Raw genomic sequence first — 22,534 nt, 5'->3', positions numbered from 1 at the left:
TGCGCTCGTGGATCGAACTAGCATTTCCATTGCCATCCAACGTCACTCAAGGTGTCCGGCGTGGGATCGTACGTTGAGCGACTGTCCGCCAAGGGTTCCCCCATCTTGGCGCTAAACAAGAGATTATCCGCCTCCCGGAGCCGCCGGCTGACTTCCCGGCCCATGTTCATTTGTATCAGCGCAAACTGCTTCAGATCCTGCGCGTACACCTGATAGAGGTTGGCGGCTGAAATTCGGATTGCGCTGCAAGTTTCAACCGCACGGACGGAGGCGCTACGTGGGCAGTGGTCCATTACTGCCATCTCCCCGAAGCAATCTCCCTCCTTCAGGAATTGGAGGAGGTATTCCTGTCCGCGCCAGGATTTCAGAACAGCAACTTTGCCGGTCTCAAGAACGAACATCGAGTCGCCTTCGTCGTGCTCCCGGAAAAAGAACTCGTTCGTAGGCATCGTTACTATTGGACACACGCCGAGCAAGAACTGAAGTATCTCCGATTTGATGCCGCCGAAAATTGGCATTCGCTGCAGGAGTTCAATCCGCGCATCTTGCATGGCGCACCTCAGAGCCGTTGTGACTGTGATCTGCCGCACGTCAGTTTAGCACGTTGGGTATCCGCTCCCCAATCACCAAGCTATGATTCGGTAACGGGTCTGAGATTCACTTGATATTGGACGTTCTGCATCTGCCCGGATCATGCCGGTAATGCCAAGCTGACCGATGTAGTGGACGGTATCCATCACCGTGCCGGAAGATCGGTTCGGCCTTCTGCTGATCGGGAGATGGTGCGAAACCCGCCGTCAGTCTGATGGTGTTCAGGGCTAATTGCAGCCGTTTGGTCTGGTTGACTTCTATGTTGTGGAGGGGGCAACTCGATCCTATTTGCGGACGTCAGAAATCGACGAGCGGCGTTTTGGGAGCAGGACGCTCGAAGAGCACGTAGAACGATTGGCCGCGGGCGTTCTCGAACCACGCCTCGAAGTTGTGAAGCGCATCGTTCGCGGTGGCCGCATCCATCTGATCGTCGGTGGTGCACACACACTGCCAGACGGCTTTGCCGACAGGCTCGAGCCGGTCAAGAATTTCCACGTGCGCCGGGTTGTCGACACTGAAGCCGAGGTCTGCGCAGATCACCCGCGATTGCTGGGCAAGGGCGGCCTCTTCGGTCTCTGCCCCTGTCGCGCCTGCGACGAGCAGCCGGATGAGCCGTGCCCGCCGGAACGCGAAGGCGCGCCGGCGCTCGGCTCTGGCAATCTCCTCGGCCATGGACTTGCGCAGAAGCGCCTCGGCATCGCGGGCGGCCTCGGCGGCAGCTTCAAAATCGGTGACCAGCTTCTCGGCGGCCGGCATCATTGACGGGTCTCGCGAGGATTTGGCGGAGGAGGATGGGAGTCGAACCCACCTGAGACCGTCTGACAGCCCCACCCGGTTTTGAAGACCGGTCGCCCCACCGGGGACGGGACTCCTCCGTGTTGTTGTGATATTGGCGATGGCGCGAAGAATTCGATACGGGCCGGATTGATCCGGCGCAAGTCGCCCCGGCGCATCGTGAAGCCGTGACGATCAAAAAACTCGAGGATCTGGATCGCAACCTTGCGACCGTTGTCGAGACGGTCGCGGAATTCAGCGGCGGTGAATTTTCCGGTTGGCGAAATTCGGGCCACGTCGATCGCGATGGCAGCCATGCTTTCCACGCTGGCGCGCGTGAAGAAATGATCGTGCGCAACTTCCTCGATATCGCCCCGCCGGGCCGCCATGCGCATGACGCGCCGAACGATGACCTCATCGACATCTATGGCCCTTGCGATATCGCGGACGCGCGGCGGTCGAAAAGGCTGAGGCGCGAGTCGGCCAGCAATTGTCGCCCAAAGTTCCTCGTCCTCGGCCGAGAAGGTGACGGTATGACTAGGCCGACGAACCCAGGTGCGATCCAAGGCAACTTCCCCTGCATCGATCAACTGGTGCAGCGCGACCACGAACAGTGCGGCAGGGAACTGAGGCTTGGTCGATCTCCGCAAGGTCTCGAGTGCAAGACCCGGGAGATCGGGCCGCTCCACATGGAAATCGTCGAGCGAACGACCGATTTGGTCACGGAAGCAGTTCCAGCATTCCGGTCGCATGGCGACGACATTTCCGGACAGCGTCAGTGTAACCAATCCAAGATCCGACACGATCGCTTCGGCGGCGTCGGCGCGGAGCGCACGATCGCGGCAGAAGGCTGTGAGATCGCAGCGGGCACCCTCGCCCTTGAGACGCAAGTCAATGGCGCGAGCAGGGTCGCTCTCGGCCAACGCGTTGAGAAGCGCTCTCCGTTCGGGCGTGCGGCGCCGTCGCTCGGGCGCGCGCAGGTCAAGGAAGTGGCCGCCACCCACCGTACGGCTCGATGACGTATCTCGGATAACGAACGGATCGCCGGTTGCCGCTGCGACAGGCCGCTCCAGTACGAGCTGCGCGAAATCGTGGCTTCCAGGGGCAATGGGCGCATCGCTGAGGATGACGACACGACCCGGGACTTCCGAGGACGCATGATGCACCTTGACGGGAAACCACTGTCCGATGGGGCGCGGCTCCGACGCGAGGATCCGCAGCGTAGCGTCGATCCGGGTCGTCGGCGCGTGAAGCGTTGGATCGACGACCACATCACCGCGGTGCACCATTGTCTTTGTAATTTTCGGACCGCTCAATACGAGTGCACAGCGTTGGCCCGCCACGCCCTGCTCCACAGGTCGGTTGTGCGCATTGATTGATTTGACCCGTGCATTCAGGCCGGATGGGCTAACGGTCACCTGATCGCCAACACGAACGCTGCCGGAGAGAACAGTGCCGGTGACCGCCGTGCCGAGACCGCTCAGAGTGAAGCAGCGATCGACGCCGAGGCGGAAGCGACCGTCAGCGGAGCGGAGAGGCGCGTCGGCGCATGCCGCATCGAGTTGCTCGACAAGCGCATCCAGGCCCTCGCCGGTCACGCCCGAAACGGGGACGACCTCCGAATCTTCGAGGCCAGTGCCGACGAGCAGCGCAGCGATATCAGAAGTCACTGCCCGGACACGATCGGGGTCGACCAGATCACATTTGCTCAGGGCGACCACACCGCGGTTGAGGCCGAGAAGATCGATGATCGCCAGATGCTCGCGCGTCTGCGGCATCACGCCGTCGTCGGCGGCGACCACCAGCAACACGAAATCGATGCCCGTCGCGCCGGCGAGCATCGTATGGACGAGCCTCTCGTGGCCAGGGACATCGACGAAGCCGATGATGGCGCCGGATGGGCGCGGCCAGTACGCGAAACCGAGATCGATCGAGATCCCCCGTTCCTTTTCTTCCTTCAGTCGATCGGTATCGATGCCGGTGAGTGCGCGGACCAGCGTGGTCTTGCCGTGATCGATGTGGCCCGCGGTGCCGACAATCATGACGCATCACCTTCGGAGGGATGTGGCGCGTTAGCCAGGCACTCGGCCTCGCGGCGCTCTTCCTCCGTACAGCCATTGCGGACAGCCGTATAAAAGCGGTCGGCGAGCTTGCTGTGAGCCTGTCGCGCCCGCGTGAGCCAGGCAAGCGCGGTAGCCGAGTCGCGGGGAACGCCGGCGCCAATTTGGTAGGAGGCGCCCAGCATCGCTTGCGCATCAGCGTCACCACGCTCGGCGGCCTTCCGCCACCACGCTGCAGCGGTTGCGGGATCGCGTTCGACACCGAGGGCGTTGTGATAGAAGTTTCCGAGGCGCACCATGGCCGGCACGATGCCCTGCTCGGCCGCCTTCAGCGCCCATAGGCGGGCCTCCGCATAGTCGGGCTTGCGGTGCTCGCTCTCTGCTAGCAGCCAGGACAGCATGTCCTGTGCATATGGCTCGCCTTGTCTTGCCGCACGCGCGTACCATTCCTCGGCAATCGATCGGTCCGGCGCTCCGTTCTCGCCGTTGAAATAGAATTCTCCGAGGAGGCGCTGTCCCAAAGGATCGTTGCCGCGAGCGGAAAGTGTGAGCCATTCGTGCGCCAGCACCGGATTGCGCTCGACACCATGGGCCTCGACGAAGCATCGGCCGATTTCGGCTTGCGCGCGCGCCGACCCCGCATGAGCCAGACGCGACCAGATTTCGAGGGCCGTGTCGTAGTCGTCGCGGAGGGCCGCGCCCTCAGCATCGCCCAAAGGGGCCGTGATTGATGCGCTCTTGTCCCCAAGAGACACTGCTTTGGAACTACGCCAGAACATTCGGTTCATCCTTGGGGGCGGGCACATCGCTGAGCTCCGGCAACTGCGCCAGGAAACCGTCCTCGTCGTCCATGCAACGCATGTCGAAGATCAGGGCTCCGTCCTCGATGTGGCCGATGACGGGGATTGGCAAACTACGAAACGCCGCTGCCAACGCGGTGAGGCGGCGGCCGCCTTGTTTGCGATCCCGCGGCCTGATGGTGATGCTGGCGCTCGCGAGCTTCTCGAGCGGCAGCGCGCCCGAGCCAATCTGGCTCGTGCAGTCGGCGACGGTGACGACATAGTTTGCGCCCGCGGCCGTGGCGACAGCTTCCTGCAATCGGGCGCCGATGGCGGCGATCTCGGGCTTCGTCCTGGCAAAGTAGCGGGCCGTCGGTAGATGCTCTGCAAGGCGATCGGGGTTACGGTAGAGCTTGAGGACCGCTTCAAGCGCGGCAAGGCGGATCTTGTCGATGCGCAGTGCCCGTTTCATGGGATTCTTCGCGACCCGTGCAATGAGATCGCGCGCGCCCGCGATGAGTCCCGCCTGTGGGCCGCCGAGCAGCTTGTCGCCCGAAAACGTCACAAGGCCCGCCCCTTCGGCAAGCGCCTGGCGCACCGTCGGCTCGGAGGCCAGGCCGAAGCGGCTGAGATCAATCAGCGCGCCGGATCCCAAATCATGGATGAGCGGCAACCCGCGGGTGTGGGCAAGGGTCGCCAACTCGGAAGCCGGAACCGACTTGGCAAAGCCCTGAATGACGAAGTTCGACGTGTGTGCCTTCATGATGAGGCCGGTGTCGGAGGTGATGGCATCCTCGTAATCGCGCAGATGCGTGCGGTTGGTCGTGCCGACCTCGATGAGATGCGCCCCGGCGCGCGCCATGATGTCGGGTAGGCGGAACGAGCCGCCAATCTCGATCAATTCGCCGCGTGAGACGATTGCTTCCCGGCCCGCGCCGAAGGTGTTGAGCACGAGCAGCACCGCGCCGGCGTTGTTGTTAACGATCGCGGCATCCTCGGCGCCGGTCAGCTCGCGAATGAGGCCGCGCACGTGATCGTCGCGCTCGCCGCGTGCGCCGCCTTCGACATCGAACTCGAGCGCGACCGGAAAGCGCATGGCTTCCACGGCCGCGGCGATGGCGCTTTCGGGAAGGATCGCGCGTCCGAGGTTGGTGTGCAGCACCGTTCCAGTGAGATTGAAGATACGCCGTATGCTCGACCGGTCCTCGCGTTCAAGCAGCGCGGATGCCTGTCGAGCGATCGCATCTGCGTCGTACAGGACGTTGGTATGCGTCTGCGAACTCGCGCGCAGGCAGGCAAGTGTCCGCCGGATGGCTTCAACGGTCGCAGGATGCCCAAAGCGCTCGCTGGCAACCGTGCCGATATCAGTGCGCAGCACCTGATCTACGGGAGGTGGTCGCTTTGTTCGCTCGGGACGGGCTTCGTTCATGCGTGATCCCTATTCTTCAATAACCCTGCAGGAACGGGCTGGCGCCGCCGCGCTGCCAGCCGTTCTCGGCCAGCACCATGTCGAGGCCGAGCGTGGCGACGTCGTCGGCCATCGCGTCCAACGCCGGATCTTTGACCTGATAGAGGATCTTCACGTAGCGCTGGCAGCTGTCGCAGCACTCGGCCTTGACCGTATCGGGGGAACCCTCAATGGTCTGATAGCTGATGCCTTCCGTCGAGCTGCAGAGCACGCATTTCACGCGCACCACATGCCACATCGTGCTGCAGAGCGAGCAGGTACAGAAGCGCGTGTTGTGCGCTTTCGGCCAGCCGACGACGGAGCTTGAAACTGGAGCGCTGCCGCAGGCCGGGCAAACACCATCAGTGATACGCTTCAAACGGCTGGCGTCGAGCAATGATGCGAGCCGCGCGAAATGGACCTGCAGGCCGGCGAGGACCAACACACGGAGGGCGATCTCGTCGGGCGGAGCCGGCGTCGTAAGGGCATCCACCGCCATCGCTTTGCGCTGATCGGCATCGGCTTTCAATAGCGTGTCGCGCGCGGTCGCCGTGGGCGGCGGCACTGCGAGATCGGCGATCCGCTCGAACAGGCGCTTGACCGTCAGTGTTGCGGTGTCATCGAGCGCGAGCCCGGGCGCCGGCAAGGGCGGCATGTCGTTCGCCAGCGCGCGTTCCATGTCCTCCGGGTCGGGCAGGGCAACCGGTGCCAGGTTCGCTTGAATGTCGTGTTGGGCTTGGGTGAGGTCAGCGAGGAACGAGAGATAGGGTGCCAGCGGGTGATCGACGGCGAGGGACCGGAAGCGCTTCGCGCGGGCGTCAAACAGGAGCGCGGGCTCCGGCCGCACGACGAAGGTCGGAACGGCTTCTTTGCCGATATCCATCAAGCCATTCTTGGGCGCCTTGGTTTCGGACATGAGCACCTCGACCGAGGATGAAACTCGATTTATCCGCGTGCGTGACGGCGTCGACCGCGGTCAGTCACGCACAACCTCTTATTTGAGCATGATGACGGCGTAATACCAGAGCCCTGTGCCCGACACCGGGCTCGGACGTGCTGCAGATCGTATCCTAGCGCGGCGTCGGGGGCGCGTCCCGATCGATCTCACCCTTCTCGACTTCGCTCCTGAGCCACTTGCGGTGGTGACGCCAACCCCAGCCGCCCGTCACCGTTCCTCGGATCATAGCGCTAAACGTTCCGCGCACCCAGATCGCCGCATAAACATGTAAGATCCAGATCGCAATCGCCAGAACCGCGGCGGTGGCATGGATAACAGCCGCCCAACGGAGCTGATCGATTGAGGCCTTGAAGCCGAGCACCGTCTCGATGTTCGCCATCGCCGCCGGCCAGAGGCCGATGCCGGTGATGAGCAGCGTCGAGATCAGGACGGTCTGCGACCAGAACACGAATTTCTGGCCCGCATTGTACTTGCCGACCTCTGGCAGGTAATCTTCGCGCGCGGCCATGACGTCGCGGATGCGTGCGAGCCAGACCCAATCAGTGTGCTCTGGCAGGTTCTGCGAGACGAACCGCACAAACAAGCCAAAGAACGCCGCGGCCAGCAAGAGACCCAGCCATGGGTGTAGCCAGCGCGCCATCTGGCCGCCTCCGAACAATCCAGTCAGCCAGAACAGGCTCGGATGGAACAGCGATAGCCCGCTGATCATAAGACCCACGAAGGTGATTGCCACGATCCAGTGGTTGATGCGGGCGCTGCCCGAGTAGCGATGCACTCGGATGTGTCCGTGCTTCTCGCTCACGATTCATCTCCCGCGAGCTGGTCTGCGTGCTCCTCATCCTCGTCGGTGACGCGGTTGGGCCCCTGCAGCAGGTGGTGGACCACGCCGGCGAGGGCCGTGAGCGCGATCACGGCGATGCCCGCATACTTGCCGACCCCCTTCCAGGCCTCCACGATCGGGCTGATGCGCGGATTGTCCGGAAGGCCGGCATAGATGTGCGGCCTGTCCGCGTGATGCAGAACGTACATCACGTGCGTGCCGCTGACGCCCGGCGGATTGTAGAGACCCGCCTTGTCGAAGCCGCGCGAGTTGAGGTCCTCGATGCGCTCGTCGGCGAGCGCCAGCATTTCCTCCGTGGTTCCGAAGGTGATGCAGTGCGTCGGGCAGGCCTTGGCGCAGGCGGGTTCCTGGCCCACGGCGATGCGGTCGGAGCACAGCGTGCATTTGTAGACCGTGTGATCGACCTGCGAGAGCCGCGGAATGTCGAACGGACAGCCCTTCACGCAGTAGCCGCAGCCGATGCAGTTCTCGTGGATGAAGTCCACGATGCCGTTGGCGTATTGCACGATCGCGCCGGGCGAGGGGCAGGCCTTAAGGCAGCCGGGGTCCTCACAGTGCATGCAGCCGTCCTTGCGGATCAGCCACTCGAGGTTTCCGGTGTCGGGGTTGTCCCACTCCGTGAAGCGCATAAGCGTAAACATGTTCGCCGTCAGGTCGTGCGGGTTGTCGTAGACCCCGACGTTGATGCCGACCTCCTCACGCTTGTCGTTCCACTCCAGGCACGCCGACTGGCAGGCCTTGCAGCCGATACACTTCGACGTGTCGATCAGCTTCACGACCTCGACGTCGCGATCCCTGGGTGGCGCGGCTGTCACCGAAGCCGAGCGACGGACGACGTCAAATGGCTTGAACGGTGCCATCGCCTGTCCTCCCTATGCCACCGGCCCGGAGCTGGGCTCGATATTGACGAGGAACGCCTTGAACTCCGGCGTCTCGATGTTGGCGTCGCCAACAAACGGAGTGAGCGAATTGGTGCCCGCGCCTTTCTTGGCGGCGCCAGTAAAGCCCCAATGGATGGGAACACCGACGACGTGCACGGTCTTGCCGTCGCAGATCAACGGCTTGATGCGCTTAGTGACCACCGCCTTGCACTTGAGCCCGCCGCGGTTCGAATACACATGGACCCAGTCACCCTTGGCGATGCCCTTCTCCTTGGCAAGCTCCTCAGAGATCTCGACGATTGGCTCTGGCTGCAGCATCGCGTTGACCTGCACGTGCTTGGTCCAGAAGTGGAAGTGCTCGGTCAGGCGATAGGTGACGGCTGCATACGGGAACTTGGAGGCGTCGCCAAATGCCTCCATGTCGCCCTTGAAGACGCGGGCCGCCGGGTTGCCCCGGATCATCGGCGCGATCACGTTGGTAACCGGACTCTCGAACGGCTCGTAGTGAACCGGGAACGGTCCGTCTTTCATCAGGTCGCGAACCCAAAGGCGGGACGTGCCTTCCGCGTTCATGATGAAAGGCATCACCTCGCCGGGCTTTGAGGTCGGCGGGATGTCGGGCACGTCGTAGCCCGTCCACTTCTCGCCATCCCACTCAAGGAGTTTGCGCTCCGGATCCCAGGGCTTGCCCGCGAGGTCGGCCGACGCACGGTTGTAAATGATGCGACGGTTAGCAGGCCAGGCGAATGCCCAGTTCAGATAGGCACCTGTGCCATCCGGATCGTCCGTACCTCGGCGGGCCATATTGTTGCCCTGCTCGTTGAAACATCCCGAGTAGACCCAGCAGCCACACGCCGTAGTACCGTCATCGCGCAAGGCCGCGAAGCCCGGAACCTGCTTGCCCTTCTCGACCAGCTTCCTGCTCGGATCAGCAGGATCGAAGACATCGGCAACCGCGTATCCGTTGATCTCCTTTGCGATCTCCGCCGAAGGGGGATCGTCCGGATCAGTATAGGGCCAGTGCAGTTTCAGGATCGGGTCCGGGAACGGTCCGCCTTCCTTCTCATAAAGGGCCACGAGACGTTTCCAGAGCTGCGCCATGATCCACACGTCGGTCTTGGCCTCGCCCGGAGGTGTGCCGCCGGGCCAGTGCCACTGCAGCCAGCGTGAGGAGTTGGTCAGCGAGCCCTCGTCCTCGGCAAAGCAGGTCGTCGGCAGCTCGAAGACTTCCGTCTGGACGTTGGTCGGGTTGGACGGATTGTACTCGCCGTAGTCCTCCCAGAAGCGGGCGGTTTCCGTCTGCAGCGGATCCATGACGACGAGGAACTTCAGCTTGCCGAGCGCCGCCTTTATCTTCGCTTTGTTCGGAAATGACATCAGCGGGTTGAAGCCCTGGCAGATGTAACCGTTCATATTGCCCTGATACATGAGGTCGAACGCGCGAAGGATGTCGTAGGTCGGCACATCGAGCTTCGGCAGATAGTTGAACGCGAAATCGTTCTCCGCCGTTGCCGCCGCGCCGAACATGGCCTTCTGGAAGCTGACGAAGAACTTCTTGTAGTTCTGCCAATAGCTGATCTGACCGGGGCGGATCGGCTTGAAAGTGCGCTTCTCGATGTAGGCAGCGAAGTCCGCCTCCTTCTCCATCGGCAGCGTCATGTAGCCCGGCAGCATGTTCGACATCAGTCCGACGTCGGTCAGCCCCTGGATGTTGGAGTGGCCGCGCAAAGCATTCATGCCGCCGCCGCGAACGCCGATGTTGCCCAGGATGAGCTGCAGCATCGCCATGGTGCGGATGTTCTGCGAGCCTTTGGAGTGCTGGGTCCAGCCCAAGGCGTACATCGACGTCATGACCTTGTCGGGCGCTGACGTCTCGGCGATCATCTCGCAGATCCTCAGGAACTTGTCCTGAGGCGTGCCGCAGATGCGGGACACGAGCTCCGGCGTATATTGCTTGACGTGCTCCTTCAGCAGGTTCCAGACGCAGCGCGGGTCCTGCAGAGTCTCGTCGACCTTGACGAATCCGTCCTCGCCGACTTGGTACTCCCAGGTGCCACGGTCGTAGTCGCGTTTGGCTTCGTCGTAGCCCGTGAACAGGCCGTCTTGATAGCCGAATTCCGGATTCACCAGATAGGTCGCATTGGTGAATGCCTTCATGTACTCCCACTGCACCTTGTTGGTATTGATGCAGTAGTTGATCACTCCCAGGAGGAACGCGATGTCCGTTCCCTGGCGGATCGGGGCATAGTAATCGGCGACCGACGCCGATCGCGTGAAGCGCGGATCGATGACGATGAGCTTCGCGCCGCGGTTCGCTTTCGCTTCCGTCACCCACTTGAAGCCGCAAGGGTGCGCTTCGGCGGCATTGCCGCCCATAATAACAACGAGATCCGTGTTCTTGATGTCCGTCCAGGAGTTGGTCATCGCACCACGGCCAAACGTCGGAGCCAAACTGGCCACCGTCGGGCCGTGTCAGACACGGGCTTGGTTGTCGAACACCAACATGCCGGCGCTTCTGACCACCTTGTAGGTCATGAAGGCCGTCTCGTTCGTCGTCGCAGACGCCGCGAGGAAGCCTGTCGTCGTCCACCGGTTGACGGTTACGCCGTCCTTATTGGTGGAGACGAAGTTAGCATCGCGGTCGTCCTTCATGTGACGAGCGATGCGATCGAGCGCCTCGTCCCATGACACCCGTTTCCACTCGTTGGAGCCCGGGGCGCGCACCAACGGATATTTCGTGCGCGTCTCGGACTTGACGAAACCGAGCAGCGCAGAGCCCTTCGGGCACAGTGTTCCGCGGTTGGTCGGGTGATCGTAATCGCCCTCGATGTGGATGATTTCTGCTTTTTCGCCTTTCTTCAGGTCGCCGCGGCTGTACATGATGATGCCGCAGGCAACGGAGCAGTAGGGACACGTGTTTCGGGTTTCCGTGGTCTTTGCGAGCTTATAGGGCCTGACATATGCCGCCACTGCGGCCTCTGCCTCTCCAAAGCCCAAAGCCCCGATTGCCGACCCCGCCGCACCTGCCCCTGCCAGCGTCAGAAAATGCCGGCGAGAGACCTCGATGTTCATGGATGCGCCTCCTCCACTGCTGCCCCTACGGGATTTCCAAAGAAGCCGACCGAACTCAAGTCACAGGACATCGTGTCACGCTAAAGTACCAATTAGTGCAATCGGTTTAGGGCACAAGGAGCGGCGTGCGAAATTTCCCCCAAATCCAAGCGTGGAATAGGCGCGGACGCGCGAGAAAGAAAATGAGCATGGCTGCTGCATCCTGTCGTTGGCCGCGGATGAACACCCAAGATTGACCGCAACGGCGTGCGGGTCTATTTTTTGTTCAATGATCTGCATTCGCGCTCCCGAGGTTCGGGGCAACATTCGCAGGCCTCTTGGATATTCAACCCCGGGAGTGGTGCGCTTATTATTGACTAAGAAAATACAGTTTTTATTTTCTCGCATCCCGGCTTTCTCCGTTTTCAGATCAATCTCTCCCTCGGCAATAGCGGAGAGGCTTTTCCCTCCTGCTAGGCCCGGCGTGTCGTTGGCCGCGACATGTGCAAAACGCAGCGATGAGGTCCGGCTTCGAGCCGTCAAACTCGGCAAGGTCATAGCCTGGGCGCCGGGTATCCTGAAGGAAGCGTCCGTAAGGTGTCCGGTCCTAGGGGACTCGGGCGGCACGGCTTCCAAGCCGTGGGCCGTCGACGGCATGGAGCTTTCCGCGACCGGCTTTCTCGATTGGACCATTGCTGACCTGGGCAGTGAAATCGAGCGCGCTGCGGCCCATCTGCCCGATTTCCGAATGACAGATCGTACAAGGGAGGCCGTCTAATGAGTTTGAGCAGACGCGATGTCTTGAAGGCCGGTGCCGCCATCTCGGTGCTCGCGGCATTTCCAAGTGTGCCGGTGCACGCCGCGTTCGCGCCGCGGCCGGGTACGTGGCGCAACTTTGAACTTGTGACCCGTGTGACAATTGCCGAACCGACCGGCTTCATGCAGGGCTGGATCCCGCTCCCGGCATTTTCGGATCCGATCTGGTTCAAGCCCGCGGGTAGCACCTGGGAGACCAACGCGAAGACCGCCGAGATCGTCAGGGATCCCAAATACGACGCCGAGATGCTGCACGTCGTGTGGGCGGAAGGCGAGAACGCACCCGTTGTCGAGATCAAGAGCACGTTCGCCACGCAGAGCCGCGCGGTCGATCTCACGAAGCCTACAGGCCCGCACACTCTCTCTGACGCCGAGCGCGCACTCTACCTCGCCGCCACCGAACTTATTCCGGTTGACGGCATCGTGAAGGAGACGTCGGACCGGCTCACCGCGGGCGCCAAGAGCGATCTCGATAAGGCACAGCTCATATACGGGTGGATCGTGGAAGCGACCTACCGCGATCCCGCGACGCGCGGATGTGGCCTTGGCGACGTCGCAAGCATGCTGGAATCCGGCAACCTCGGTGGCAAATGCGCGGATCTCAACGCGCTATTCGTTGGCCTCGCCCGCGCCGCCGGACTACCGGCCAGAGACATCTATGGCCTGCGAGTGGCCCCTTCGGAGTTCGGCTACAGGAGCCTCGGAACCAAGAACGAGGTCGTCACCAAGGCCCAGCATTGCCGCGCCGAGGTCTTTCTTGCCGACTTCGGATGGGTTCCCGCCGATCCCGCCGACGTGCGCAAGGTCATTCTCGAGGAGCCGCCGGGAAATCTGCCGCTCACCGACGACAAGGTCGTGCAGGCCCGGTCCGCGCTCTTCGGATCGTGGGAGGGCAACTGGCTTGCTTACAACACCGCCCACGACATCGCCCTTCCGGGCTCCCAGGCACCCAAGCTCGGCTTCCTCATGTATCCGCAGGCGGAGGTTCGCGGCATGCTGCTCGATTGCCTCGACGCGGACACGTTCACGTACGCGATCACGGCGCGCGAGCTCGCCATCTAACGCCGCCTCCCGCGAGAGACCGACGCCGCACCGCCGCGTCGGCCTTGCGCGTCATCCGCTATGGAGCGTTGAAAATGAATGCCCCTCAAGTTCGGTTGACATCGCTTGCGCATGGCGGCGGCTGCGGATGTAAACTCGCACCCTCCATGCTGCAGAAGATCCTGGCAGATACGTCGACCGCAGGACCCTTCCGCGAGCTTCTCGTCGGCACCGAGACCGGCGACGATGCTGCCGTGTGGCAGCTCGACACCGATACGTGCATCATTGCGACGACCGACTTCTTCATGCCGATGGTCGACGATCCGTTCGATTTCGGACGCATCGCCGCGACGAACGCCATCTCGGATGTCTATGCCATGGGCGGCAAGCCCATCATGGCGCTTGCGATCCTCGGCATGCCCATTGACAAGATCACGCCCGATACCGTGCGCCAAATCCTGGCGGGCGGCTCGGCAGTCTGTGCCGACGCCGGCATTCCGGTCGCCGGCGGCCACTCCATCGACTGCCCCGAGCCGGTCTACGGTCTCGCGGTAATCGGTACGTGCCGTCCTGAGCACGTGCGACGCAACGCCGACGCCAAGCCTGGCGATGCGCTGATCCTGACCAAGGCCATCGGTGTCGGCGTCTATTCCGCTGCGATCAAGAAGGGCGCCCTGCCGGCATCCGGTTACACGGATATGATAGCGACGACGACGCAGCTCAATCGCATAGGCACGGAGCTTGCGAAGCTGCCGGAGGTTCACGCCATCACGGACGTTACGGGTTTCGGCCTGCTCGGGCACGCGCTGGAAATCGCGCGCGGATCGAAAGCCGCCCTGACGATCAAGTCGGCCGACGTGCCGCTACTACCCTCTGCCGTTTCCCTCGCCCAGAAAGGGTTCGTCACTGGGGCTTCCGAGCGCAACTGGGCGAGCTACGGTCAGGAGGTCCGTCTGCCGGTAGACTGCCCCGATTGGCGACGCAAGCTCCTGACCGATCCTCAAACTTCTGGCGGGCTCCTGGTCTCCTGCGAGGGCGCGGCCGTCGACACGATCCTGCAAATCATCATCGATGCCGGCTTTGATGCGGCGCGGCGCATTGGCCAAGTCGAAGCTGGAGCTGGCGTTTCGGTGCTGTAGACATGCGCCGTGTGAAGACCACAAGACCTTTGCACCAGAACGTGCTCCAGCTATGAGCGAGTAATATCCGGGGCAACGTCAGCCCGAATAAAACTCCATTTGGACCGGCAATCCAACAGCCACTGAGAGCCAGACAACTCCGGTCAAGAGTAGAGAGGCGATCGCGTATGTGCAGGTCAGCTTTGCGAAGCTAGGGGTCCTAAGCAAATGCCGCACGCGCGCCGCCACCACCTCACCCGCCACGGTTTCACCGAAGTGGCAGTAACAAACTAGGTTATGAAGTTGCGAATGTGATAGCCCAAAAAACTGGGCAACTTCCCCAAACGTATCGTTCATCAGGCCAGCTGACCGAAGCACTGGGTCCTCCAACGCTACCGTCAGTGGGGAGTTGTCTTGTCGAAGAGCCGACCGTTCCTGCACGAGTTTGTATTCGGTCTCCCTTAATGTGCGCAGATAGTCGCCTCGTCGATTTTCAAGCGCCAGAGCCCATCTCTCGAGGAGTTCCCTTTTCGAGAGGTTCTGCGGGCAAATCACCGAGGAGCCATCAAGCTCCTCTAATGTTCGATGTTCCATGAGATCCTCCACCGGATGGTAGCCGACCGAGTGGATCCGCTCTCAAGTATCCTTCATCGCGCGCTGGGCCACGTAGCAGTCAAACACAAACTCTGAGCTGATCTTAGATTTGCTCAGACGTGGGCCATCGAAAAGCTGAGCCGAGGACTTCGGCCGACTAGTATTATATTATACGCCTGCCAGCACATTTTGAGGTGGGAATATCGCTTCCACGTCCGATAATTGCTTTGTCCGCTTCCGGAGGTGTTGCGGTCGTGCTTTGCCCAACTCAGCACCGTCGCAACCGATGCCGTGCGAAATTCCGCTTTCTACGAAAACTAGCGGCGAAAAATAGGCTCACTCTCTGTTAAGTCATTATTATAACATGAAAAACGTGCCGACTTGCTGCTGTCTGCCGGGAAGACTCTCGTGCGGCGTGGTGATCGGGCTCGACTAGCGGAGCAGACCTATCACCGTGTCCTGCTCTTGCCTTTCCCAGTCAGCCAGGCCGATCGGATTGGCGACGCGCCGCGATTTTCCCTCGAAGTAGCAGCCGTTCTCCAGGGAGAGGTTTTTGTGAAAGATCTCGCCGGCGACGGAGCACGCTGTCTTCAGCGTGACCTGCTCGGCGTAGATGGATCCGTGAGCCTCGCCCATGATCGTTGCGGTGTTGGCGCAGATGGAGCCTTCGACAACGCCTCGCTCCGTGACCACGATACTGGTGCACCGGACGTCACCGCGTATCGTGCCGCCTAAGACTAGACTTCCTGGATATGTGATGTTGCCTTCGAGGATTGCTTGGCGGGGGATCTGAAGAGGAGGCAGGGTCGAGCTTCCACTCATTGTTGTGTCCATACGCATTACTTAACTTCGTCTCGACTACGCCAATCAGAATACGTCGAAAGATCGGCTGCTTAGAGTGTGAGGCCAAAAGATTTTTATTCCCGTCGACGTGCGGATTTCGCGCGGCCCTTGCGAGATCATGACGACGTCACTGTTCGGTGGACGCGCGCACCGGATCTATGGCGAGCGCATGGTGAAGGAGCGGTTCGCGCCTGGCTCCCCTTTCCGCTGGCCCTAAAGGATGTCGATCTCGCCCTGCGCGCAGCCGAAGCCATCTCCCCGCCAATGCCGACGATCAGCGTTGTGCGCGATCGACTGCTAACGGGCATCGCCCGTGGCTATGGGGATCTTGACTGGTCGGCGCTCGCCAAGGCGGTTGCCGACGATGCCTGCCTTGCTACGCGGAAGGGCCAGGGTCACAAGGATACCAAGTAGATAGATAGCGGTCGCCGTTCGCGATCGCTATCTGCGGGGCGCGGTGCCTCTCAGCGGGTTTCCTCGGCCGCGCGATTGTAGATGTCGTCGGTGCGGATGATGTCGTCCTCGCCGAGGTAGGTGCCGATCTGCACTTCGATCAGCTCCAGAGGGACCTTGCCGGGGTTTTCGAGGCGATGCCACTGGGTGGCGGTGATGTAGACGCTCTCGTTCTCGCGTACCAACTGCTCGGTTCCGTCGACGGTTACACGTGCGGTTCCCTGCACCACGACCCAGTGCTCCGAGCGATGGTGGTGCATCTGCATGGACAGGATGCCGCCGGGCTTGACGTGAAGCAGCTTCACCTGGAAGCGAGCGCCGATGTTGAGCGTTTCGAAGAACCCCCAGGGCCGATAGTTCCGGAGGTTCTGCTCGTGCTCCTTGCGGCCCGCGGCTCTCAGCCTCGCCACGAAGTGTGCGACATCCTGCGAGCGGGATTTGTCGGCGACGAGTACGGTATCGGGGGTTTCGACGATCACGAGATTGTCGACACCGATGGTGGAAATGAGCGCGCTCTCGCTTCTGATGTAGCAGTTGCTCGTGTCCTCGATCAGCGCGTCGCCTTGTATGAAGTTGCCATCCGCATCGTGCGGGGCCGCCTCCCAGAGCGACGACCAGGAGCCGAGGTCGCTCCAGCCGACGGACAGCGGCAGCACGGCCGCCTTGTCGGTCTTCTCCATAATGGCATGGTCGACGGAGATGCCGGGCCCCTTGGCAAAGGCCGTCGTCTCGAGCCGCAGGAAACCGATGTCCTCCGCCGCCTTGTCGAGCGCGGTGCGTGCGGCGACGAGGATGCGGTTGTCGAGGCGGGCGACCTCGGCGAGGAAGGTGTCGGCGCGGAAGACGAAGATGCCGCTGTTCCAGAGGTAGCCGCCGTCGGCGAGATATCGCTCGGCAGTTGCGGTGTCCGGCTTCTCGTAGAACCCTTCGACATCGAACGCCGCGTCGGCGCCGTCGGAGCGTGCTTCGCCCTTGCGAATATAGCCGTAGCCGGTGTGCGGCTCGGTGGGTGTAATCCCGAACAGTACGATGCGTCCTTCGCGCGCGACGTCCGCCGCGCGGCGCACCGCTTCCGCGAAGGTCGCCGCGTCGGCAATGACATGATCGGAGGGCATCACGGCGAGGACCGCCTCGGGATCGCGTTTTGCGGCCAGAAGCGCGGCGACCGTGATCGCGGGCGCGGTGTTGCGCGCAACAGGCTCGAGCACGACGGTGTCGAGCACGACGCCTGATTGCTCGGCGTGCTCTCGCACGAGGAAGCGATGGTCGTTGTTACAGATGACGATGGGAGCGGAGAAGCCGGCGTCCGGCGCCAAGCGCGCCAGAGCGGCAGACAGAAGACTCGCCTTCTCGCCGTTCAAGCCGCTGACGAATTGCTTCGGGTACATCGAGCGCGACAGAGGCCACAGCCGCGTGCCCGAGCCGCCGGACAGGATGACCGGGATGATGGATGTCGTGGACATTGCGTTGTGCGATCCGTCCATATGTGGCTCGTCGATCTTTTTAGCGGTTCCTAAGGTGCGTCGGGTGGTCGGACAGTCTTAGCGGGTGTCTCTTGGGCATGATGGCTCGGCTGCTTGCCGGCCAGGATCAACGCGTCGAGCGCCTCATAGGCTGCACGGAGCGTAAACGAAAGCGCGCGCACGGGGCCCTCAGTGCCCGATCTCTTGCTTAATGGGCTTTTGATGACGCGCGCGCAGAGATCGGCGGCGCTTCCCACATTGTCGAGCACAACAGCCGGATCGACAGTCAACGCTTGCTTCGCCCGGATGGCGGCGTGGATGTCGTTCGATAGCCGATCGAGGCGGCTGCAATGCTCGGACAATTCAATAAGCAGGGGATCTAGAATACGCTTGTCGGACAAGCCGGACTCCTCGGTACCTAGAAAAGAGGATGAATTATAACAGATAAACATTTGCTTTCGGCGTTGGGTGCAACGCCTGCCGACTTGTTCGCAATTCCGCAGCGTTCTCGCTCTCGTTGCAGACGCTCGCACTTTTCGCCAGGACGGGCAAGTTCCGTCCGCAGTGTTTGTGGTACCCAATTGGCATGGTCCAACTCTCCCAATCGTGTCGCGTTCGTGCTGGCCTTTACGTATGCAACGCGGCTGTTTCGATCCTCAGCAATGTCCCCGCCCAAAATTGGACGAGGCAACCGACATGTTGACGCGTTCCATGGTTGACATCCTACTGGTTGGTAGGTAGGTAGATCGACATGCCGATGACGCTTTCGAACGCGCGCATTGCCGCCTTGCAGCGCAGGACATTTCTTGCGGCTGCCTTGGCGTCCGTAGTGGCGCCCGCTTTGCGGCCTGTCCGGGCTTGGGCGTCGTCCGAGCTTGCGGTGACGGAGATCGCGCCCGGGGTGTTCGTGCACCAGGGGCTCTACGAGGAGCAGTCGCCCAAGAACCGCGGTGATATTGCAAACGCCGGCTTTATCGTGGGGCGCGAGGCGGTTGCGGTCATCGATACGCTGGGCAGCTTCAAGGTTGGGCAGGAGCTACGGGCCGCGATCCGGCGCCATACGGATAAGCCGATCCGCTACGTCATCAACACGCACATGCATCCCGATCATGTGCTCGGCAACGCCGCGTTCAAAGAGGACCAGCCGGCGTTCGTCGGGCACTTCAAGCTCGAGCGCGCTCTCGCCATGCGCTCGGAGAGCTATCTCGCCACCAACAGGACGCTGCTCGGAGACGAAGCGTTCGCAGGTACGGAGATCGTGCTGCCAACCGTTTCCGTGCAGGATCGCCAAACGATCGATCTGGGCGGGCGCAGCCTGGTGCTGGAAGCCCAGAAGACCGCGCATACCGACAACGACCTCATCGTCACGGATACGACGACCGATACTCTCTTTATGGGCGACCTCCTGTTCTCGGTGCACGTGCCGACGATCGACGGCTCCATCACGGGCTGGCTGGCGCTGCTCGACAAGATTGCAGCCCGCAAGGCAGCGCGCGTGGTGCCGGGACATGGACCGCACGCCATGCCGTTCCCGGACGCGCTCGCGCCGCAGAAGCGTTATCTTGCGACGGTAGCGGACGACGTGCGCAAGCTCATTCGGGATAACAAGACCCTCAGCGAAGCGAGCAAGACGGCGGGCCTTTCGGAGCGGGGCAACTGGCAACTCTTCGATAGCTACCATGTTCGCAACGTCACGACCGCCTTCGCCGAGCTCGAATGGGAATGACAAAGAACTGCCAGGAGGACGACCGATGGGCGCACTGATCCGCGACACGTGGGCTGGAAGATGGAGCGCATGGGCGAGCGTCGCCGTCGTGTGCCTTGGTGCCTGGAGCATCCCGGCAGAGGCCGCGGCCGAGCAGGATCTGTGGACGTCCCTGCGCGCCGAGGTCTTCGCGGACCGCGCGATTGCCGAGAACGACGGCGTAGTGCTGATCGAAGCGCCGGATCGGGCGGAGGATGCGGCGCTAGTGCCGGTCACGGTGCGGGTGCCTCCCGACGTCAAGGGAGCGCTCAAGTCTCTGACGCTGATCATCGACCAGAACCCGGCGCCAGTCGCCGTCTCGCTGACGTTCGGCCCGGCTGCAGGCGAGGGCGGTGGCGAGCGCCGCTTCTCGACGCGCGTGCGCATCGATACCTATTCCTATGTTCGCGCTATCGTCGAGACCGCGGACGGTCAGCTGCACATGGCGTCGACGTTCGTGAAAGCGTCGGGTGGCTGCTCGGCTCCGGCGCCCAAGGACATCGATGGAACGAGCGCAAACCTTGGCAAGATCGTCGCGCGCAGCTTCGAGCCCGCGCTCCCGGCAACGCCGCTCCGGGAAGCTCAGGTCATGATCCGTCACCCCAACATCAACGGGCTGCAGATGGATCCGGTCACGCGCGCTTACACGCCGGCCCGCTTCGTCCGGGACGTGACCGTGACGCGCGGCAGCGATCTCGTGTTCCGCACCGAGCTCAGCATCTCGATCTCGGCGGATCCGCATTTCCGCTTCACGTACGGCAATTCCGGCGATGGCGATTTCGACGTCGTGGCGGTTGATACGGACGAAGCGGTGTTCAAGGGTGGGACGCGGCACAAAGGGCTATGATCGCCTTGCGTCGTGCTACGGCAGTGGCTCAATCGTCGAGAATGCGCCTCGTAGCTCGCCGGCGCTGAAGCCCGTGGCTGGGTCGTCAGGGTAGAGCCGCAGGATCTCCCGCTTGACCTCTGGCTAAACATCCGAGCCGTGGCAGCCTAGGCAGGGCGTTGCCGCCGTCGGGATGGCCTTCATGTAGCGGAAGGCTGTGTGGCCGTTCTCGGTGACGGTCTCGGCGTGTTCCAGCGTGGTGGGATCAGCGCCTCCCGCGGTGGCGTCGCGGAAGCGCTCCAGGATCTTGCGCTCGAAAGCGTCCGGCGCATTGGCGGGGTTGCGAACCTTGAGAGCCATGCGTCGCACGGTAAGGCCGCTTTTCTCGATTGCTTCCTTGGTGACGGCAGGGGCGAGGCCATTGCAGGCAGTCACGGCAGACGCGAGCCCGCCGGCTTTGATGGCTGCGCCGAGCTGCACTTGCAGGGCTTCAGCCAAGGCTTTGGTCGCAGTGCGTGCTGAAGCGATGCGATCATCTTGCGCGCTGGCCAGCCCTACCGTTAGGGGAAGCGCAAGCATCAGCAATGCGGCGCGGGCGGCTTGCGGTCTCATGCTTCTCTCCAGTTCGCTCTGGCTATGCAGTGTAGAGGCGCCGATGTCGGGTGAGCAAAGTTGCGCGATGGTCGGGCTTTCGCAAAAACGAAAACAGCGCACCGAAGGTGCGCTGTTTCCAAGTCCAATCGTTTGACGTCCGTCAGTAGACGATCTTGATCATCGAGTTGAAATAGGCGCCCTCGCCACCGTGTGCTCCAGCGAGGAAACTGTCAGAATCGCCGTCGTCATCCACCCACTGATGGCCGCCGCTGAGCGTCAGCTCGGTCGGCAGGTTCGGCAGGATGTTGACAGGAAGCTTGAGGAATGCACCGAGACGCCAAGTCGTGTCGCCATCCTCGCTCCAGACCTCGCTCTCAGGACCATACTTCCAGCCGTCGCGGTTGAAGCCGACGCGCAGCAGGGCGAAGTAGGTGTCGAAAGCCGTCGAGTAGCTGGTGTCGAAGCCGAGGTAGTAGGGGGCGCTGTCGACTGTCTCGAGCTCGAAAGCGACCTTGAAGCCGGTTTCGGTCTCGTCGACGGTCTGAGCCTCGGGCGAGAGGTCGATGTCGCGGACCTCCATACCGACATAGGCCGCGGCGCTGAACTGGCCGAAGTAATAGAGGTAGCCGAGCATCGCATCGAGGGAGCGATCCTTTGCGTTGGCCTCGAAGGTTCCGGCATCCAGGTCATAATCGGAGTAGAAGCCGAAGGTGCGGAACAGGAAGCCGTTGCGCTCGAAGTCGCCGTTGAGCGCGAACAGGTTACCAGAGTAGATGGTCCAGATGTCCTTGGCGACGTCGACGCCCGTGTAGCTGATCACCTTGTACTTGCCGTCGCTCGTGCCGTGCCACGGCTCGCGGCCGCCGAGCTTGTAGATCAGGCCGAGACGCGTGGTGACGATGTAGGGATCTTCCTTGTCGACGTAGGTCGTTACACCGTCGCCAGCGGTACCGGCGTTTGAGATCTCTGAGCTGAAGTCAGCGTAGCGAACTTCGCCGCGTAGAAAGAAGTTGCCGCTCAAGCGCGTCTCGAGACCGCCGCCAATGAAGTAACCGTTGAAGTAGGCGCCCGACCGGCCCGGGATGGTAGTGCCGGGGGTTGTGTCGTCCGGGATCGTCCACCAGCCATCGTTGTCGAAGTGGGCGCGGGTGTAGCCAGCGGTAACGAAGGCCAGTGTGTTGGGCGTCACCAGTGCGCCGATGCGGGCTCCGATGGAGAACGAACGATCGATCGTCAGGCCGTCGCCAACGCTGCCGCGGCTAATGTCGGACCAGTCGACATCAACGAAGCCGCCGAAGACGAACCGATCCCACTGGCAATCGTAGCCCCAGACGAGCGAAACTAAGCCGCCATCTGCGTCTTCGTCGTTCACCTGTCGGGTGCCCGTGGAGTCACGATAGCGGTTCTTCGACTCGTTCCAGCCGTAGCCCACGCTGCCGCCGAAGTACATGCCGGACCAAGTCGGAGCCGCGGGCTCGACGACCGTGTCCTTAAGCGACGGCATTCCGTCCGCATGCGCCACGCTACTCATGAGTGCCAACGCAAGGCCGCCCACGGTCGACGTAACTACGCGTTTTTTCATTGGGAATTCCCCCTAAGCATTGCGGCGCGGGAAGGACGCAAGCTACAGAAATCCCACGGAAGTCAGTTCGCTCAACAA

At 62.1% G+C, this 22,534-nt stretch carries 20 protein-coding genes, 1 tRNA gene and 1 pseudogene; 5 read left to right on the top strand and 17 right to left on the bottom strand.

The features are described 5' to 3' along the window. Positions 1–17: 17 nt before the first annotated feature. The 11 genes and pseudogenes from CS1GBM3_RS08760 to CS1GBM3_RS19515 form a co-directional block, all read right to left on the bottom strand. On the bottom strand, positions 18–551 hold the full coding sequence (locus CS1GBM3_RS08760) for a Crp/Fnr family transcriptional regulator (RefSeq protein WP_072394601.1): 534 nt from the start codon (positions 549–551) through the stop codon (positions 18–20). A 337-nt stretch (positions 552–888) separates the two neighbouring features. Next, a complete protein-coding gene (locus CS1GBM3_RS08755; protein ID WP_072394598.1) occupies positions 889–1,350 on the bottom strand; it encodes a hypothetical protein in 462 nt (153 codons plus the stop codon). Positions 1,351–1,370: 20 nt separating this feature from the next. Beyond that, a tRNA-Sec gene (locus CS1GBM3_RS08750) sits at positions 1,371–1,466 on the bottom strand. Positions 1,467–1,532: 66 nt separating this feature from the next. Further along, positions 1,533–3,407, bottom strand: a pseudogene (selB, locus tag CS1GBM3_RS08745) (selenocysteine-specific translation elongation factor); the annotation flags it as partial. Continuing rightward, on the bottom strand, positions 3,404–4,204 hold the full coding sequence (locus tag CS1GBM3_RS08740) for a tetratricopeptide repeat protein (protein ID WP_072394596.1): 801 nt from the start codon (positions 4,202–4,204) through the stop codon (positions 3,404–3,406). The pseudogene selB and the gene CS1GBM3_RS08740, both read right to left, overlap by 4 nt. Next, positions 4,191–5,633, bottom strand: coding sequence for an L-seryl-tRNA(Sec) selenium transferase (gene selA, locus CS1GBM3_RS08735; RefSeq protein ID WP_072394593.1), 1,443 nt, complete (start codon positions 5,631–5,633; stop codon positions 4,191–4,193). Before selA ends, CS1GBM3_RS08740 begins: the two co-directional genes overlap by 14 nt. A 16-nt stretch (positions 5,634–5,649) precedes the next feature. Then, positions 5,650–6,567 carry a formate dehydrogenase accessory protein FdhE gene (gene fdhE, locus CS1GBM3_RS08730; protein WP_072394590.1) on the bottom strand — a complete coding sequence of 306 codons (918 nt, stop codon included), beginning with the start codon at positions 6,565–6,567 and terminating at the stop codon, positions 5,650–5,652. Positions 6,568–6,721: 154 nt separating this feature from the next. After that, positions 6,722–7,411: a formate dehydrogenase subunit gamma gene (locus CS1GBM3_RS08725; RefSeq protein ID WP_244534600.1), complete on the bottom strand. Its 690-nt coding sequence runs from the start codon at positions 7,409–7,411 to the stop codon at positions 6,722–6,724. Beyond that, entirely contained in the window at positions 7,408–8,310 is a 903-nt protein-coding gene (gene fdxH / locus CS1GBM3_RS08720; protein ID WP_072394588.1) for a formate dehydrogenase subunit beta, read from the bottom strand. Before fdxH ends, CS1GBM3_RS08725 begins: the two co-directional genes overlap by 4 nt. Before the next feature lie 12 nt (positions 8,311–8,322). Further along, complete coding sequence (gene fdnG / locus CS1GBM3_RS08715; protein WP_139247861.1) at positions 8,323–11,403, bottom strand: formate dehydrogenase-N subunit alpha; 3,081 nt, start codon at positions 11,401–11,403, stop codon at positions 8,323–8,325. A gap of 75 nt (positions 11,404–11,478) precedes the next feature. Continuing rightward, positions 11,479–11,940, bottom strand: a complete 462-nt coding sequence (locus CS1GBM3_RS19515) for a hypothetical protein (protein ID WP_139247860.1) — start codon at positions 11,938–11,940, stop codon at positions 11,479–11,481. A 225-nt stretch (positions 11,941–12,165) separates the two neighbouring features. On the opposite strand from CS1GBM3_RS19515, the gene CS1GBM3_RS08700 reads away from it, so the two are divergent. Together CS1GBM3_RS08700 and selD are read left to right on the top strand one after the other, a co-directional pair. Beyond that, on the top strand, positions 12,166–13,260 hold the full coding sequence (locus tag CS1GBM3_RS08700; RefSeq protein WP_139247979.1) for a transglutaminase-like domain-containing protein: 1,095 nt from the start codon (positions 12,166–12,168) through the stop codon (positions 13,258–13,260). A 74-nt stretch (positions 13,261–13,334) separates the two neighbouring features. Next, positions 13,335–14,378, top strand: coding sequence for a selenide, water dikinase SelD (gene selD / locus CS1GBM3_RS08695; protein ID WP_072394574.1), 1,044 nt, complete (start codon positions 13,335–13,337; stop codon positions 14,376–14,378). A gap of 78 nt (positions 14,379–14,456) precedes the next feature. Here the strand turns inward: selD and CS1GBM3_RS08690 are convergent, their stop codons facing one another. Together CS1GBM3_RS08690 and CS1GBM3_RS08685 are read right to left on the bottom strand one after the other, a co-directional pair. Continuing rightward, a complete protein-coding gene (locus CS1GBM3_RS08690; protein ID WP_072394571.1) occupies positions 14,457–14,951 on the bottom strand; it encodes a hypothetical protein in 495 nt (164 codons plus the stop codon). A gap of 432 nt (positions 14,952–15,383) precedes the next feature. Then, positions 15,384–15,773, bottom strand: coding sequence for a bactofilin family protein (locus tag CS1GBM3_RS08685; protein WP_072397348.1), 390 nt, complete (start codon positions 15,771–15,773; stop codon positions 15,384–15,386). 129 nt (positions 15,774–15,902) lie between these two features. Here CS1GBM3_RS08685 and CS1GBM3_RS19510 point away from each other — a divergent pair, with 129 nt between their 5' ends. Continuing rightward, positions 15,903–16,208, top strand: a complete 306-nt coding sequence (locus CS1GBM3_RS19510; protein ID WP_139247859.1) for a hypothetical protein — start codon at positions 15,903–15,905, stop codon at positions 16,206–16,208. Between the two features lie 50 nt (positions 16,209–16,258). Here CS1GBM3_RS19510 and CS1GBM3_RS08680 read toward each other — a convergent pair whose 3' ends face one another. Beyond that, the gene (locus CS1GBM3_RS08680) at positions 16,259–17,710 is read right to left on the bottom strand and encodes a mannose-1-phosphate guanylyltransferase/mannose-6-phosphate isomerase (protein WP_072397346.1); all 1,452 of its coding nucleotides are present in this window, start codon (positions 17,708–17,710) and stop codon (positions 16,259–16,261) included. Between the two features lie 50 nt (positions 17,711–17,760). Further along, positions 17,761–18,111: a hypothetical protein gene (locus CS1GBM3_RS08675; protein ID WP_072394569.1), complete on the bottom strand. Its 351-nt coding sequence runs from the start codon at positions 18,109–18,111 to the stop codon at positions 17,761–17,763. A 356-nt stretch (positions 18,112–18,467) separates the two neighbouring features. Here CS1GBM3_RS08675 and CS1GBM3_RS08670 point away from each other — a divergent pair, with 356 nt between their 5' ends. Further along, a complete protein-coding gene (locus CS1GBM3_RS08670) occupies positions 18,468–19,436 on the top strand; it encodes a quinoprotein relay system zinc metallohydrolase 2 (protein WP_072397344.1) in 969 nt (322 codons plus the stop codon). Positions 19,437–19,461: 25 nt separating this feature from the next. Further along, positions 19,462–20,301 (top strand): quinoprotein dehydrogenase-associated SoxYZ-like carrier, encoded by an 840-nt coding sequence (locus CS1GBM3_RS08665; protein WP_072394567.1) that lies wholly within the window; start codon positions 19,462–19,464, stop codon positions 20,299–20,301. A 123-nt stretch (positions 20,302–20,424) separates the two neighbouring features. Here CS1GBM3_RS08665 and CS1GBM3_RS08660 read toward each other — a convergent pair whose 3' ends face one another. Both CS1GBM3_RS08660 and bcsS read right to left on the bottom strand, forming a co-directional pair. After that, positions 20,425–20,892: a Tll0287-like domain-containing protein gene (locus CS1GBM3_RS08660; protein ID WP_083567362.1), complete on the bottom strand. Its 468-nt coding sequence runs from the start codon at positions 20,890–20,892 to the stop codon at positions 20,425–20,427. Between the two features lie 142 nt (positions 20,893–21,034). Beyond that, positions 21,035–22,456, bottom strand: coding sequence for a cellulose biosynthesis protein BcsS (gene bcsS / locus CS1GBM3_RS08655; RefSeq protein ID WP_072394564.1), 1,422 nt, complete (start codon positions 22,454–22,456; stop codon positions 21,035–21,037). Positions 22,457–22,534 lie beyond the last annotated feature (78 nt).

This window comes from Hyphomicrobium sp. CS1GBMeth3, from assembly GCF_900117455.1.
GTDB lineage: Bacteria > Pseudomonadota > Alphaproteobacteria > Rhizobiales > Hyphomicrobiaceae > Hyphomicrobium_C.
This window is presented reverse-complemented; position numbering and strand designations above follow the sequence as displayed.

Excerpts from the sequence above, each read along its gene's own strand:
- selA (WP_072394593.1), bottom strand. The coding sequence starts at position 5,633 with ATGAACGAAGCCCGTCCCGAGCGAACAAAGCGACCACCTCCCGTAGAT.
- CS1GBM3_RS08690 (WP_072394571.1), bottom strand. The coding sequence starts at position 14,951 with ATGGAACATCGAACATTAGAGGAGCTTGATGGCTCCTCGGTGATTTGC.
- bcsS (WP_072394564.1), bottom strand. The coding sequence starts at position 22,456 with ATGAAAAAACGCGTAGTTACGTCGACCGTGGGCGGCCTTGCGTTGGCA.
- fdxH (WP_072394588.1), bottom strand. The coding sequence starts at position 8,310 with ATGGCACCGTTCAAGCCATTTGACGTCGTCCGTCGCTCGGCTTCGGTG.
- CS1GBM3_RS08670 (WP_072397344.1), top strand. The coding sequence starts at position 18,468 with ATGACGCTTTCGAACGCGCGCATTGCCGCCTTGCAGCGCAGGACATTT.
- CS1GBM3_RS08755 (WP_072394598.1), bottom strand. The coding sequence starts at position 1,350 with ATGATGCCGGCCGCCGAGAAGCTGGTCACCGATTTTGAAGCTGCCGCC.
- CS1GBM3_RS08740 (WP_072394596.1), bottom strand. The coding sequence starts at position 4,204 with ATGTTCTGGCGTAGTTCCAAAGCAGTGTCTCTTGGGGACAAGAGCGCA.
- CS1GBM3_RS08665 (WP_072394567.1), top strand. The coding sequence starts at position 19,462 with ATGGGCGCACTGATCCGCGACACGTGGGCTGGAAGATGGAGCGCATGG.
- CS1GBM3_RS19515 (WP_139247860.1), bottom strand. The coding sequence starts at position 11,940 with ATGACCTTGCCGAGTTTGACGGCTCGAAGCCGGACCTCATCGCTGCGT.
- CS1GBM3_RS08660 (WP_083567362.1), bottom strand. The coding sequence starts at position 20,892 with ATGAGACCGCAAGCCGCCCGCGCCGCATTGCTGATGCTTGCGCTTCCC.
- CS1GBM3_RS08680 (WP_072397346.1), bottom strand. The coding sequence starts at position 17,710 with ATGTCCACGACATCCATCATCCCGGTCATCCTGTCCGGCGGCTCGGGC.
- selD (WP_072394574.1), top strand. The coding sequence starts at position 13,335 with ATGAATGCCCCTCAAGTTCGGTTGACATCGCTTGCGCATGGCGGCGGC.
- CS1GBM3_RS08685 (WP_072397348.1), bottom strand. The coding sequence starts at position 15,773 with ATGAGTGGAAGCTCGACCCTGCCTCCTCTTCAGATCCCCCGCCAAGCA.
- fdhE (WP_072394590.1), bottom strand. The coding sequence starts at position 6,567 with ATGTCCGAAACCAAGGCGCCCAAGAATGGCTTGATGGATATCGGCAAA.
- CS1GBM3_RS08760 (WP_072394601.1), bottom strand. The coding sequence starts at position 551 with ATGCAAGATGCGCGGATTGAACTCCTGCAGCGAATGCCAATTTTCGGC.